15 protein-coding genes and 1 riboswitch are annotated in these 13,082 nt (G+C 39.4%); of the genes, 2 read left to right on the forward strand and 13 right to left on the reverse strand.

Translation table 11 applies throughout. The features are described from left to right. Nucleotides 1–578 precede the first annotated feature (578 nt). The 7 genes from JTI58_RS00405 to rpsU all read right to left on the reverse strand — a co-directional run bounded on the left by JTI58_RS00405 (nucleotide 579) and on the right by rpsU (nucleotide 6,281). Nucleotides 579–1,535 carry a PhoH family protein gene (locus JTI58_RS00405; RefSeq protein WP_205444466.1) on the reverse strand — a complete coding sequence of 319 codons (957 nt, stop codon included), beginning with the start codon at nucleotides 1,533–1,535 and terminating at the stop codon, nucleotides 579–581. Between the two features lie 2 nt (nucleotides 1,536–1,537). Then, the gene (locus JTI58_RS00410) at nucleotides 1,538–2,650 is read right to left on the reverse strand and encodes a sporulation protein YqfD (protein WP_205444467.1); all 1,113 of its coding nucleotides are present in this window, start codon (nucleotides 2,648–2,650) and stop codon (nucleotides 1,538–1,540) included. Between the two features lies 1 nt (nucleotide 2,651). After that, the gene (locus JTI58_RS00415; protein ID WP_205444468.1) at nucleotides 2,652–2,900 is read right to left on the reverse strand and encodes a hypothetical protein; all 249 of its coding nucleotides are present in this window, start codon (nucleotides 2,898–2,900) and stop codon (nucleotides 2,652–2,654) included. 54 nt (nucleotides 2,901–2,954) lie between these two features. After that, nucleotides 2,955–3,431 (reverse strand): YqfB family membrane protein, encoded by a 477-nt coding sequence (locus JTI58_RS00420; protein ID WP_205444470.1) that lies wholly within the window; start codon nucleotides 3,429–3,431, stop codon nucleotides 2,955–2,957. A 25-nt stretch (nucleotides 3,432–3,456) separates the two neighbouring features. Further along, nucleotides 3,457–4,461 carry a flotillin-like protein FloA gene (gene floA / locus JTI58_RS00425; RefSeq protein ID WP_205444471.1) on the reverse strand — a complete coding sequence of 335 codons (1,005 nt, stop codon included), beginning with the start codon at nucleotides 4,459–4,461 and terminating at the stop codon, nucleotides 3,457–3,459. Nucleotides 4,462–4,464: 3 nt separating this feature from the next. After that, nucleotides 4,465–5,793, reverse strand: coding sequence for an NfeD family protein (locus JTI58_RS00430; RefSeq protein ID WP_205444473.1), 1,329 nt, complete (start codon nucleotides 5,791–5,793; stop codon nucleotides 4,465–4,467). Nucleotides 5,794–6,107: 314 nt separating this feature from the next. Beyond that, entirely contained in the window at nucleotides 6,108–6,281 is a 174-nt protein-coding gene (rpsU, locus tag JTI58_RS00435) for a 30S ribosomal protein S21 (protein ID WP_004227078.1), read from the reverse strand. Nucleotides 6,282–6,533: 252 nt separating this feature from the next. Beyond that, nucleotides 6,534–6,675: riboswitch (cyclic di-AMP (ydaO/yuaA leader) on the forward strand. A gap of 115 nt (nucleotides 6,676–6,790) precedes the next feature. Between rpsU and JTI58_RS00440 the strand changes: the two genes are divergently transcribed. Continuing rightward, on the forward strand, nucleotides 6,791–8,128 hold the full coding sequence (locus JTI58_RS00440; protein ID WP_205444475.1) for a TrkH family potassium uptake protein: 1,338 nt from the start codon (nucleotides 6,791–6,793) through the stop codon (nucleotides 8,126–8,128). 26 nt (nucleotides 8,129–8,154) lie between these two features. After that, entirely contained in the window at nucleotides 8,155–8,811 is a 657-nt protein-coding gene (locus tag JTI58_RS00445) for a potassium channel family protein (protein ID WP_205444477.1), read from the forward strand. A 48-nt stretch (nucleotides 8,812–8,859) separates the two neighbouring features. On the opposite strand, the gene JTI58_RS00450 is transcribed toward JTI58_RS00445, so the two are convergent. The 6 genes from JTI58_RS00450 to JTI58_RS00475 all read right to left on the reverse strand — a co-directional run bounded on the left by JTI58_RS00450 (nucleotide 8,860) and on the right by JTI58_RS00475 (nucleotide 13,033). Beyond that, complete coding sequence (locus tag JTI58_RS00450; RefSeq protein WP_004227065.1) at nucleotides 8,860–9,429, reverse strand: manganese catalase family protein; 570 nt, start codon at nucleotides 9,427–9,429, stop codon at nucleotides 8,860–8,862. A 24-nt stretch (nucleotides 9,430–9,453) separates the two neighbouring features. Continuing rightward, entirely contained in the window at nucleotides 9,454–9,717 is a 264-nt protein-coding gene (locus tag JTI58_RS00455; protein WP_016994107.1) for a spore coat protein CotJB, read from the reverse strand. Continuing rightward, nucleotides 9,714–9,938 carry a spore coat associated protein CotJA gene (locus tag JTI58_RS00460; RefSeq protein ID WP_205444478.1) on the reverse strand — a complete coding sequence of 75 codons (225 nt, stop codon included), beginning with the start codon at nucleotides 9,936–9,938 and terminating at the stop codon, nucleotides 9,714–9,716. The genes JTI58_RS00455 and JTI58_RS00460 overlap by 4 nt, the downstream gene beginning before the upstream one ends. Nucleotides 9,939–10,075: 137 nt before the next feature. Further along, nucleotides 10,076–10,747, reverse strand: a complete 672-nt coding sequence (gene deoC, locus JTI58_RS00465) for a deoxyribose-phosphate aldolase (RefSeq protein WP_205444479.1) — start codon at nucleotides 10,745–10,747, stop codon at nucleotides 10,076–10,078. Nucleotides 10,748–10,945: 198 nt separating this feature from the next. Beyond that, nucleotides 10,946–12,280, reverse strand: a complete 1,335-nt coding sequence (gene mtaB / locus JTI58_RS00470; RefSeq protein ID WP_205444481.1) for a tRNA (N(6)-L-threonylcarbamoyladenosine(37)-C(2))-methylthiotransferase MtaB — start codon at nucleotides 12,278–12,280, stop codon at nucleotides 10,946–10,948. A 15-nt stretch (nucleotides 12,281–12,295) separates the two neighbouring features. Further along, entirely contained in the window at nucleotides 12,296–13,033 is a 738-nt protein-coding gene (locus JTI58_RS00475) for a 16S rRNA (uracil(1498)-N(3))-methyltransferase (RefSeq protein ID WP_205444482.1), read from the reverse strand. Nucleotides 13,034–13,082 lie beyond the last annotated feature (49 nt).

A 13,082-nucleotide genomic window follows, 5' to 3' on the forward strand; every position in this document is an offset into this window, starting at 1 on the left:
TTCAACATACATTTTTCTCGAAAAATGTATAAGAAAGCAAAAAACAGCTATGCATTTTCGCATAGCTGTCACATTTTTTTCCATATTTTGATTAATTTCGTAATTTAGATTTTTACTTGTTGTGCAGACTTCAAAACCTCGTTGCCCCTGTTGCTTCGCTTTCCGGGCAGACTTTAAACCCCGTTGCCCCTGCCGCTTCGCTTTCCAGGCAGATTTTAAAACCCTGTTGCCCCTGCCGCTTCACTTTCCGGGCAGATTTTAAAACCCTGTTGCCCCCTGCCGCTTCGCTTTCCGGGCAGACTTCAAAACCTCGTTGCCCCTGCCGCTTTGCTTTCCGGGCAGACTTTAAACCCCGTTTCCCCTGCTGCTTCGCTTTCCGGGCAGACTTTAAAACCTCGTTGCCCCTGTTGCTTCGCTTTCGGGGCAGACTTCAAAACCTCGTTGCCCCTGTTGCTTCGCTTTCCGGGCAGACTTCAAAACCCCGTTGCCCCTGCCGCTTCGCTTTCGGGGCAGACTTTAAAACCTCGTTGCCCCTGTCGCTTTGCTTTCGGGGCAGACTTTAGAATTGCTACGCAATTCTAAAGTTGCTGTTCTTCGTAGGCTTGGATGATTTTGGCAACGATTGGATGACGGACTACATCGCCTTGTTCTAATACTTGGAAATGGATAGATTTTACATACTTTAATGTACGTTCCGCTACAATCAAGCCAGATTCTGTATTTTTAGGTAAATCAATTTGCGTTTTATCCCCTGTAATGACCATTTTAGAACCAAAGCCTAGACGTGTTAGGAACATTTTCATTTGTTGATGGGTTGTATTTTGTGCTTCATCTAAAATAACGAAGGCATCATCTAATGTACGGCCACGCATATAGGCTAAAGGAGCGATTTCAATCGTTCCCCGTTCTATCAGCCGTTGTGTTTGTTCGGACCCATAGATGTCATTTAAAGCGTCGTAGAGAGGTCGTAGATATGGATCTACCTTTTCCTTCAAATCCCCTGGAAGGAAGCCTAGAGACTCTCCTGCTTCAACAGCAGGGCGAGTTAATATTATTCGCTTAACATGGCCATTTTTAAGTGCCTGTGTTGCCATGACTACCGCTAAATACGTTTTCCCAGTACCAGCTGGACCAATACCGAAAACAACGTCTTTATGACGGATTGCTTGTATGTATTCTCGTTGACCAATTGTTTTTGCACGAATCGGTTTGCCTTTCGTCGTGCGTGCTATTTCTTCATCATACAGTTCTGCAAAATATTCAATCGTTCCTTTTTGTGTCATTTCAATCGCAGTTGAGACATCACGTTGATCAATATTAATTCCTTTGCGAATGACCTTCAATAAAGCATGTAAAAGATAGGTTGCCTGTTCCTTAGCATTTTCTTCACCCGCCAGTTGAATTTGTTCACCACGCGTAATGATATGAACTTTGAGTGCTTCTTCAACTAATTTCATATTTGCATCGGAAATACCGAGTAGCATAACCGCTTCATTTGGATTATCCACCTGTAATACAGTTAACTGTTCTGACATAATCATTCTCCTTGTAGGCCTTGTATTGGACTTGCAATGTTTTCATTGACTAAAAATAGAACTTTCCCTTCAACTGTACCATTCCCCCACTTTGCCTGTAAAAGGTTTTCTTTCTTAATAATTGTTTTTGCAGGTAACGAACGCAATACTTTTTCATGCAATAAAGGAATCAACAATGACTCAATTTTCGATTCATCCAGCTCCACTTGCATGGTTTTCGTCTGTTGCTCCTCCACAATCGAAACATAGGGGGCTAGCCAATTCGGTAAATCCTTCTTTTGTACATAATCTACCTTTTCCTGATGTATACCCTTTACCAATACCCGCCATTGTTTTTGTTGCAACGTTTCCACCGTAATTTTTGTTGGAATTTTAAACGAACATTCAAGCCAATAATCTGCAAAAACCTCACCCTTTGCCCCAACAAAAACTTGATCTTTACCACTTTCTAATACACCACTAACGAGGACATCCCCCTCATAGGCTGTATCATTTACTGAAATTTTTCGCTCGCCATGTTGTATATTAAAGTGGGTAATGACACCACTTTTCGTGGCTACTATATGGGAGGCTAATTTGTCATTTGTTTGCTCTGTTTGTTTCGGTGATTCTTGTGGTCTCAGAATTACTCGTCCGCCGTGTTTATCAATATGCACCCATGATAACTCTCGGTGTTGCTCTAACAGCTTTTGTCGTATGACCGTATTTGAAGGTAATTTATTTTTAGATAGCGGGGTTTCTAGTTGAAAGGTATCTTGAAAGGTCTTGCCTAAACGCTGCTCCAGCTCTGGTGTCGCTGCTTCGATGTCCACTCGCCAAATGATTTGTGCACAGAGGATCGGAATAGCAATCATTAAGGCTAAGCCCAACAAAGTCCAAATTTGCGCTCGAAAAACTTGAAGCTCATCTGCATAAAAAACAGCCATTTTTAAACGAAAACGTCTTCGCACACGACGAATTTTTGGTAGATAATGCATCGTCGTTTCAAAGGAAACTTCTTGCTCACGAAAGACTACACGCTTTAATGGAACATGTTGAGCGTGCAATGCTTGAATAAAAGGATGAACATTTTCATGGCGCTTTATACGTATAATAATAGGCCGATTATTCCACATTTTAGCTCACACCCATATTCTTTGTCATTTTCATATGAAGTTCCTGTAGATTGTCAACAGATAGATGTAGCATCTCTTCTTTGAGCGCATTGATTGTCACTGAATCCGCATTGACAGTAATATGATAATCTGCATAGACAAACGAACAGGTCGTAGCATCTGCATGAATAAAACGGTAGGGTCCAATAATTTTTAATGATTCGTATTCTAACAACTCAAGTAGTGGCGTTAATTGAAATAATTTTTTCATAAAAAATGCCTCCTTCTTCGGCAATATATGCATCGAAAAAGGAGGACATGCTAGTTATTTTCTTTTTGATTTCGGTGGCCCTAATATTTCAGCCATCACGATTGCTTGCACAAGATCATTTTTAGATTGAGGTAGTTGTATAGTCGAATGAGTACCAACTGATTGCACTTCTTTTTTTCCAGCAGCTAAACGTCCTCGACTTTCTCGATTCGAAGTACGGCGAGGGACATCTGCTGGCGTGACTGCTGGGGCAATATAGCTCGGCATTTCCTTTTTCACTTGTTCTTCGACAAATTTTTTAGGCTCCTCGACTTTTTCATTTTCTGGAATCCAATCACCTATAAATTCTCGTGCAAAATCTTCAAAACTCTGTGCTTTCCCTGTACGATGTGGTGCTTTCTCCATAACTGGAGGCTCTGCCACTGTGTCTTTATTAAAAGGAGGCATCTGTTTCTGAGGCTTTTTATTTTTTGATTTTCCGAAAATAGAGCTGACTATGGCAATTATGGCAAAGAGTATTAACTGTTCCATATGTTAGTTCTGCTCCTTTCCGTTATTAAGCATTGGGTTCATTTTTTTCAGGCTTATCATTACTTACTTTTGAAATCGAGTCGCGCATTGCTGTATCCGCTTGGATATTACGATAGTTCATATAATCCATAATACCAAGATTACCAGAACGTAAGGCTTCAGCCATCGCTTGCGGTACTTCTGCCTCTGCTTCTACTACTTTCGCCTTCATCTCTTGAACACGTGCAATCATTTCTTGCTCATTTGCTACAGCCATGGCACGACGTTCCTCAGCTTTTGCTTGCGCAATGTTTTTATCCGCTTGTGCTTGTTCAATCTGTAATTCAGCACCGATATTTTTACCGATATCTACATCGGCAATATCAATGGACAAGATTTCAAAGGCTGTCCCTGAATCTAAACCTTTAGATAATACTGTTTGCGAAATCATATCTGGATTTTCTAAAACTTCTGTATGATGTGTCGCTGAACCGATAGTTGAAACAATCCCCTCACCAACACGAGCAATAACTGTTTCTTCACCAGCACCACCGACTAAACGCTCAATGTTGGCACGAACGGTAATACGAGCCTTTGCTTTTACTTCAATCCCATTCATTGCTACCCCTGAAATGAAAGGTGTTTCAATAACTTTTGGATTAACCGACATTTGAACAGCTTCTAATACATCACGCCCAGCTAAATCAATTGCTGCACAACGTTCAAACGACAGCTCAATATTGGCACGGTGAGCCGCAATTAAAGCATTCACTACACGGTCAACATTACCACCTGCTAAATAGTGACTCTCTAACTGATTAATCGTTACAGGTAAACCAGCTTTATGTGCTTTAATCAATGGATTAACAATTCGAGACGGGATTACACGACGTAAGCGCATCCCAATTAATGTGAAAATACTCACACGTACACCTGCTGCTAATGCAGAAATCCACAGTGCTACGGGTACAAAGGTAAAGAATACCGCAAGAACAATGAATAAAATAACTAGTCCGGCAATAGGACCAATCAAACCTAAATCAAGACCCATTTTCTATTCCTCCATCTCTTTATCTGTTTGTCTCACAACAATGCGTGAGCCTTCAACTTTAATAATTTCTACATGTTGGTTGGCATCGATATAGCCACCTTCCGATACAATATCAATGCGTTCACTACCCAGTACCATTGTTCCAGATGGACGTAATGGCGTAAGCGTTTTCCCTATTTTCCCTAACAGTTCTGTGCGATTCACATTAGATACATACCCTTCTTCTGTCGTGGTTGCATCCATTAACACAAGCCTGTTTAAGACATGCAGTTTTTTTCCGAAAAATTTCATCAGGATCACCATTCCTATCATCGCTATCACAAGCGCAATGAGAATTGCTACTATCATTTGCATCATATTTGCACCTGCCAGTATCAGACTTAGTACTATTAATACACCACCTAAAATACCAACAATACCACCAGGGACAAAAAACTCTGCAATTAAAAGGGCTAAACCAATAATAAATAACAACAATGTTTCATATCCCGCAAAGCCCGCAACCATATGTCCAAAGAAAAATAAACCAAGTGCTGATAAACCCATTATACCTGGAACGCCGAATCCTGGCGAATAAAGCTCCATTACAAGTCCTAAACTTGCGATAGACAATAAAATAGGTACAATGATGGGATTTGTAATAAAACGAGCCAATTTTTCAGAGAAGGTTGGTTCAATGGAAACTATATCACTACCATTTAGGTTAGTTACCTCTAAAAGCTCCTGAAAATTCTTAACCGTCCCCTCAGAGTACTTAACCTTTAATGCCTCTGAGGCTGATAAGGTTAACAAATTCTTACCGCCAGCACGGTATTCTGGTAGTTCATAGTTGGTATCTGCCATGGCTAATGCATACTTAGGGTCGCGACCTGACGTTTCTGCCGCTGCTTTCATTTGAGCAAGCCAAGCACTATTGGCCTTTAAGTCGGCTGCATTCCCTGCTGAATCGATAACTGCCGCTGCACCGATTGTTCCATTTGGAACCATGTAGATCTTTTCCGCATGTAAGGCTAAAAAAGCACCTGCTGAGTGTGCATCCTTATTAATATAAGCAATCGTTTTTAAGTCCGTTGCATCCATAAGCATGGCGATATCACTTGCCGCATTCACGAAACCGCCAGGCGTATTTATTTCTAAGATAATCGCCTCTGCCTTGTTTTCTTCAGCCTCTTTAAAAGCTCGTTCTAAAAATGCATGAAGTCCTCGCTCTACTTCATTATGAATCGGAACATGATAAACCTTATTACTGGCAAAAGCCGAAGTTAATGGAAACGCTAACAAAAAAGTCATCCATATCACTAGTAAATAGCCGAGGGTTCTCCGTTTTCGCATCTTTTTCCCTCCCTTCTAACATGCTTCTCCTCTGTATATACGGTCAATCATGCGAAAAGTTTCACAAATCTTAAAAATTTATTAATTTAATACATCATGATCTTGAATCAAAATTACCCACATCATGTGGGTTGTAAAAAAGCCGAATGAATCAATGTGATTTCATTCGGCTTTTTCATATGTACGTAAAGTTGAGCAATGTAAAATACCTGAAATTAATCAAAAATGAGATTAATTTCAGGTATAACTTTGTCTGCTCAGTGAATCATACAATTGCGTGTTATGAACGTAGGGATTTTTAATGGGAAATTAAATTACCACTTACGTTTACGTGCAGCTTCTGATTTCTTTTTACGTTTTACGCTAGGTTTTTCGTAGAACTCGCGCTTTCTAACTTCTTGAATTGTACCACTTTTTGATACAGTACGTTTGAAGCGGCGAAGAGCATCTTCAAGCGATTCGTTTTTGCGAACGACAGTTTTTGACATCTCTCTTTCCCTCCCTCCGAACACACGTCAATACACAATTAGGCAAATAACCTTCTGTTGTGTACTAAAAAATTATATCGTATTGTCTAATAATGGTCAATAGAAAGTATACGAAATTATCAAGTGAATTTTTGGTTTTATTTTTTCTCGCATTATTCATACACAATTCGCCCACAATAAAAATAATTACATTTTCTTAACAATTAGGGGGTTTACAAAAAATAGAATAAGGGCGTAGAATAATCACATTCTATTTCATATCGGCCAAATCTCAATTATTTGAGAACGGAGGAACCAATCTTTTGGGGTTAATTCTGCATTAGCAGAAGGGATGAGAAAGCTCTTTCGCCATCCTACCCGTCAGCTAACTTCGTCGGCTAAAGCGAAGGAGGTCGTTATTGACCACCATTATTAGCATGTTTTCTGCCCTTTTCATGCTTTTATCGTAGGTCTTTTTATTATGCCATTAAACAACTAGTTGTTTACTATACAGAATTGAGGAAAATGAAATGAACAATTTTAAAAGAGCATTAAACCCTCCCAAAGTTCTCGTATTGGGGTTTGCCCTCATTATTGCCATAGGGACGTTTTTTTTAACAATGCCATTTTCTACTGAGGATGGGAAGGGTTTGCCCTTTTTAGATGCCTTATTCACTGCTACTTCAGCTACTTGTGTCACAGGTTTAATTGTAGTTGATACAGGTGATACCTTCTCTATTTTTGGCGAAGTGGTTATTTTACTCTTGATCCAAATTGGCGGTTTAGGATTTATGACATTTGCCACATTATTATTTTTACTGCTTGGAAAGAAAATTTCATTAAAAGAGAGACTGCTGCTTAAAGAGGCCTTTAATAATATCTCTATTGCTGGACTTGTTCGATTAGTGAAAAGAATATTGCTCTTTACAGTATGTATTGAAATAATCGGCGGTCTTATTCTATCGATTCGTTTTTCTTTTAATATGCCAATTGGAAAGGCCCTTTATTTCGGATTTTTTCATGCCATCTCCAACTTCAACAACGCAGGCTTCGATTTAATGGGTGGTTTTAACGGGATGACTGCCTATGTTGATGATCCCTTTGTAGTTTTCACCATCTGTGCCCTTATTACAATCGGTGGATTAGGCTTTATTGTTATGAATGAATTATATGAATATCGTGTTACTAAAAGGCTTTCTGTCCATACAAAAATTGTCCTAGTAACTACTCTATTACTAACTATTAGTGGAACCATTTTGATATTTTTGTTTGAGTATGGCAACAAAAAAACACTTGGACCATTATCAGATTGGGGTAAAGTGTTAGGTTCCCTTTACCAAACGGTTACGCCAAGAACCGCGGGCTCCAATACACTGGCTATTGGAGACCTAACACATTCTACATTATTTTTAATGATACTTTTCATGTTTATTGGGGCAGGCTCTGGGTCGACTGCTGGAGGTATTAAAATAACAACTTTTGCTGTTTTAGTAGCCACTATGTGGTCACAAATTAGAGGAAAAGAAGATGTCGTTCTCTTTAAACGTAGAATTGTCACTGAAACTATTTTAAAGGCATTGACGGTTACAATGTCCGGTGGATTAATCGTTGTAGTCGTAACGATTATTCTTAGCATTACTGAACAACACCATAGTTTTATGATGTATTTATTTGAGGCTACTTCTGCATTTGGTACTGTTGGTCTTTCGATGGGTCTAACCCCTGAGCTAACACCTACTGGTCGTCTTCTTATTATTTTTACAATGTTCGCAGGAAGAGTTGGACCACTAACCATTGCTTTTGCCATTGCAAACCGAAGAAAAAAAGAGAGTTTCCACCACCCGAAAGGAAATATTATGATTGGATAACACAATGACAGGAGGTTCAAAAGGCTATGACCATTAAACAATACGCTGTTATTGGCTTAGGTAGATTCGGAACAAGCGTTGCGCGCAGATTGCATGAAGCTGGACAGGAAATTTTGGGAATTGACATAAATGAAGAAAGAGTAGAGGATGCGGAACCCTATGTGACTCACGCTGTAGTTGCAGATGCCACAGAAGAAAAAGCTTTAAAATCAATTGGCATTGGTAACTTCGATTGTGTCATCGTTGCGATTGGTAATGATATGCAGTCTAGTATTTTAACCGTCTCTTTATTAAAAGAGCTAGGGATCAAAAAAGTGATTGCAAAGGCACTAGGTAAAAGACATGGGCAAGTGTTAGATAAAGTGGGGGCCGATTGGATTATTTATCCAGAAAGAGATATGGGTGAACGTGTGGCTAATCAACTCCTATCCCCAAATATGTTGAATTATATCGAATTATCTAAGGAATACAGTATTGAAGAAATTATGATTCCTTCTAAAATGGCTGGACGAAACCTTCGTGATTTAGACTTGCGCGCAAGATATAACGTCAGTGTGATTGCGATTGTGCGAGAAGGAGAAATTATTATCTCTCCTTCTCCTGAGCAGATAATTGAAAAGGAAGATTTATTAGTAATGATTGGTCCTCGAAAAGATCTTACTTTATTCTCAAACATACAATAAACACAAAAAAGGCTGTGTCAAGTTCTAATTGATACAGCCTTTTTCGTCTTAAAAAACTTTCTTTTGATCTCGATCATCTTTTAAGATTTCAACAGCCTCTCTAAAACGCTGAGAGTGTACAATTTCTCGTTCACGTAAGAACTTCAAGCTATCATTTAAATCGGTGTCATCGGATAAATCAATAATCCATTGATATGTGGCGCGTGCTTTTTCTTCAGCTGCTATATCCTCATACAAATCTGCAATAGGATCACCCTTTGCCTGAATATAGGTTGCTGTAAACGGTACCCCTGAGGCATTTTGATAAAATAAAGCCCGATCATGATTCACATAATGATCACCTAAACCAGCCTCTTTAAGCATTTCTGGTGTCGCATCTTTTGTTAGCTTATAAATCATCGTGGCAATCATTTCTAAGTGTGAAAATTCTTCTGTTGCGATATCAGTTAATAATCCCACTACTTTATCGGGAATCGTATAGCGCTGATTCATGTAGCGAAGAGCTGCAGCCAGTTCCCCATCAGCCCCTCCATATTGCTCAATTAAAAACTTAGCAAGCATTGGATTACATGTACTAACTTTTACTGGATACTGGAGCTTCTTTTCATAATACCACAAAAATTCTTCCTCCTAATCTTTTGATTAGACTTGCCATGGCCATGGTGTATCAATCCAGTTAAAAGGATAATTCGAATAGCTTCTCCCAAAATTCATGAGTGGTCCATATTTTTGTTCAAAGTCAATTTTGAGCTTCATACTTTTCTCAGTATTTTCATTAAATTGCTGAATGGCGTCATAATCGTGTGGATGCGTGTCTAAATAGAGGTTTAATTCAACAATGACGAAATCGATTGCTTGTATTTCTTCTAACTGCTTATAAAATTCGGGCGGCATCTTTTTAGTCATTCTTCCTCCCTCCTTTTAGGGGGAAATGGGTATGGGCTAAATAACTGTGGCCATAGCGTACCTGCCATTAGCGCTTCTCTTGGGGTTTGGAATTGGGGTAGTCCAGGTGGTTGAAAACCCATATACAGTTGTGGGGGTGTGGCAAAATACTTTACTTCTATAGGCTTACAAGGGTCGAATGGGCTAATATAGGGCCTCCAAGACTTATACTGTGTAAACATGACATCCTCCTTTCAGTATTCACGTTCATCAGTGGAGTATATGTGAATAAAAAAATGATATGCTGATTAGACACAAAGAAGCCATAAGCTCCTACGAATAAACGTAAGAGCTTATGGCTTCTATAAAAAAGAAAAAATTAGTAGTTAGAATCAGCTATTAAGCCATTCATAATGGCTACACCAGAGCTTGCCCCAATACGAGTTGCACCAGCTTCCACCATTTTTTTCATGTCCTCTAAGCTACGAACGCCACCTGAAGCTTTTACACCAAGCTCAGGACCTACTGTTTTACGCATAAGCGCAATATCCTCTGCTGTTGCTCCACCAGTAGAAAAACCAGTAGATGTTTTCACATAGTCAGCACCTGCTGCTACAGCTAACTCACAAGCTTTCACTTTTTCTTCGTCTGTTAGTAAGCATGCTTCAATAATAACTTTTACAAGTGCGCTACCTTTAGCCGCTTCTACAACTGCTGCGATATCCGCTTGTACTAGTTCATCGTTTTTATCTTTTAACGCACCGATATTAATGACCATATCCACTTCTTTTGCACCGTTAGCGATAGCATCTTTTGCTTCAAATGCTTTGACTGCTGGTGTATTAGCACCAAGCGGGAAGCCAATAACCGTACAAACTACAACTTCTGTACCTTGTAATAATTCACTGCTGCGTTTAACCCAAGTTGGATTTACACAAACAGAAGCAAAGTTAAATTGTTTAGCTTCTGCACATAATTTTTCAATTTGTTCCTTTGTTGCCTCAGCCTTTAATAATGTATGATCAATCATACGTGCAAAATTTTGTTCCATTGTTGAACGCTCCTTCATTAAGCAAGATGTACGTACCTCTTCGAATCATACCACTTTTTCATGTTGCCGTCTAATATCTTTCTATATTATTGATTTGGTTGATTTTAATTCGCACTATGACATCGATATTAGAATTTATTTTAGCATTTTCCAAGAACAAAAAAGGATTGCCTACAGATGCTGGCAATCCTTTTCATATTAATTAACTGTTTCTAAAACGCGAACAAATTGTCCTTGTGAGTGTGGATAGCCTGCTTGTGTAATTTTTACTTTTACAAGCTGTCCAATGAGACTTTCTGGCCCTTCAAACACTATTTTTAAGTAATTGTCTGTATAGCCAGTTAGAAGTCCTTCTTCTTCAGTGCCATCATGGACAAATTCTTCAGGAATCACTTCTAATACTTGCTCTTCAAAACGAGATGCATATTCTTTTGCCAATTGATCATTTAAAGAAATAAGGCGATGTACACGCTCATTTTTAATATCTTCATCAATTTGATCCTCCATACGTGCAGCTGGCGTGCCTGTACGTGGAGAGAACGGGAAGACGTGTAGTTCAGAGAACTTATGATCACGAATAAAGTTGTACGTTTCCATAAACTCTTCCTCTGTCTCACCTGGGAAACCAACAATGACATCTGATGTGACAGCTAAATCAGGTAATGCTTCATGTAATTTCGTTAAACGTTCACCGAAAAATTCCATTGTATATTTACGACGCATACGTTTTAAAACCGTATCAGAACCTGATTGAATTGGAATGTGTAAATGGTTAACAACAATCTTTGATTCACGAAGAACTTCAATGACTTCATCTGTTAATTGACTAGCCTCAATAGATGAAATACGAAGGCGCTTTAAGCCTTTTACATTGGCTTCTAGATCACGCAGTAACTGTGCTAGATTATAATCTTTTAAGTCTTGTCCATAGCCACCCGTATGAATACCCGTTAAAACGATTTCTAGATAGCCAGCGTCAACTAGTTGCTGTGCTTGATGTAAAACTTCTTGAGGGTCACGAGAACGCATTAAGCCACGTGCCCATGGGATGATACAAAATGTACAGAAGTTGTTACAGCCTTCCTGTATTTTTAATGAAGCACGTGTACGGTCCGTAAATGCTGGTACATCTAGTTCCTCGTATACACGATTCTTCATAATATTACGTACGGCATTAATCGGTTGACGTTCTGCACGATATTGGTCAATATAGCCCAATAATTTCGTACGATCCTGTGTTCCTACAACAATATCAACGCCAGGAATCGCCATGATTTCTGCTGGGGATGTCTGCGCATAGCATCCCGTTACACAAATAACGGCATCAGGATTTTGTCGCACTGCACGACGAATCACCTGACGAGATTTCTTATCTCCAGTATTGGTAACTGTACAAGTATTAATGACATATACGTCTGCTTGATGATCAAATTCTGTACGATCATAGCCTTCTTCCTTGAACAGTTGCCAGATTGCTTCTGTTTCGTAATGATTTACTTTACAGCCAAGTGTGTGAAAAGCCACTTTTGACAAGGCTGAACACCTCTTTCATTCAAATTCATAGGATATGGCAGACAGTGCGTATAATGGCGCTGTTTCTGCTCGTAAAATTCTCGGTCCTAATGACATCGTTTGAGCACCTGCTTGTAATAGCGCTTCCGACTCTTGACGAGAAATGCCCCCCTCAGGACCAAATATTATAAGCATTGATTTCGACTTCTTATCATACACGTTTTTTAGCTTCTCCGCAAACCTTGTGCGTTTTTCTGCCTTTGCATCCTCTTCATCCGCAATAAAAACGGCGTCGAAATGATCTATTTGTTGTAACAGCTGTTTAAATGATATGGGTTCAAAAACTGTTGGAATATGCGTGCGATGGGCTTGTTCCGCAGCTTCCTTGGCAATTTTCTGTAATCTTTCTTGCTTTTTTGCCCCTTTTTTCTTGTCCCATTTTACAATGGAGCGTTCAGCTTCAAAGGGTAATAAAGCAAACATCCCAAGCTCTGTGGCTTTTTGGGTAATGAGCTCTAGCTTATCACCTTTTGGCAAACCACAAGCTACTGTTACTTGAATAGGTAGCTCTGATGAAGGGATTATTTGACCAGTCGCTTCAATGACGACCTCATCTCCTTCAAATCCTTCAATTGTGCATATATGCGCAATGTTTTGTGCTACAACTACAATTTTGTCGCCTTGTTTCATACGCATCACTCGCTCAATATGCCGAGCATCTTCGCCACTAATACGTGCATTCTCTATTGCTGTTTCAATAAAATAACGTTGCATGCCACACAGTCCTTTCTAGCAAGAAACGAAAACGCCAAATCACAAGCAC

This window comes from Lysinibacillus fusiformis (assembly GCF_016925635.1).
Classification (GTDB): Bacteria; Bacillota; Bacilli; order Bacillales_A; family Planococcaceae; genus Lysinibacillus; species Lysinibacillus fusiformis_F.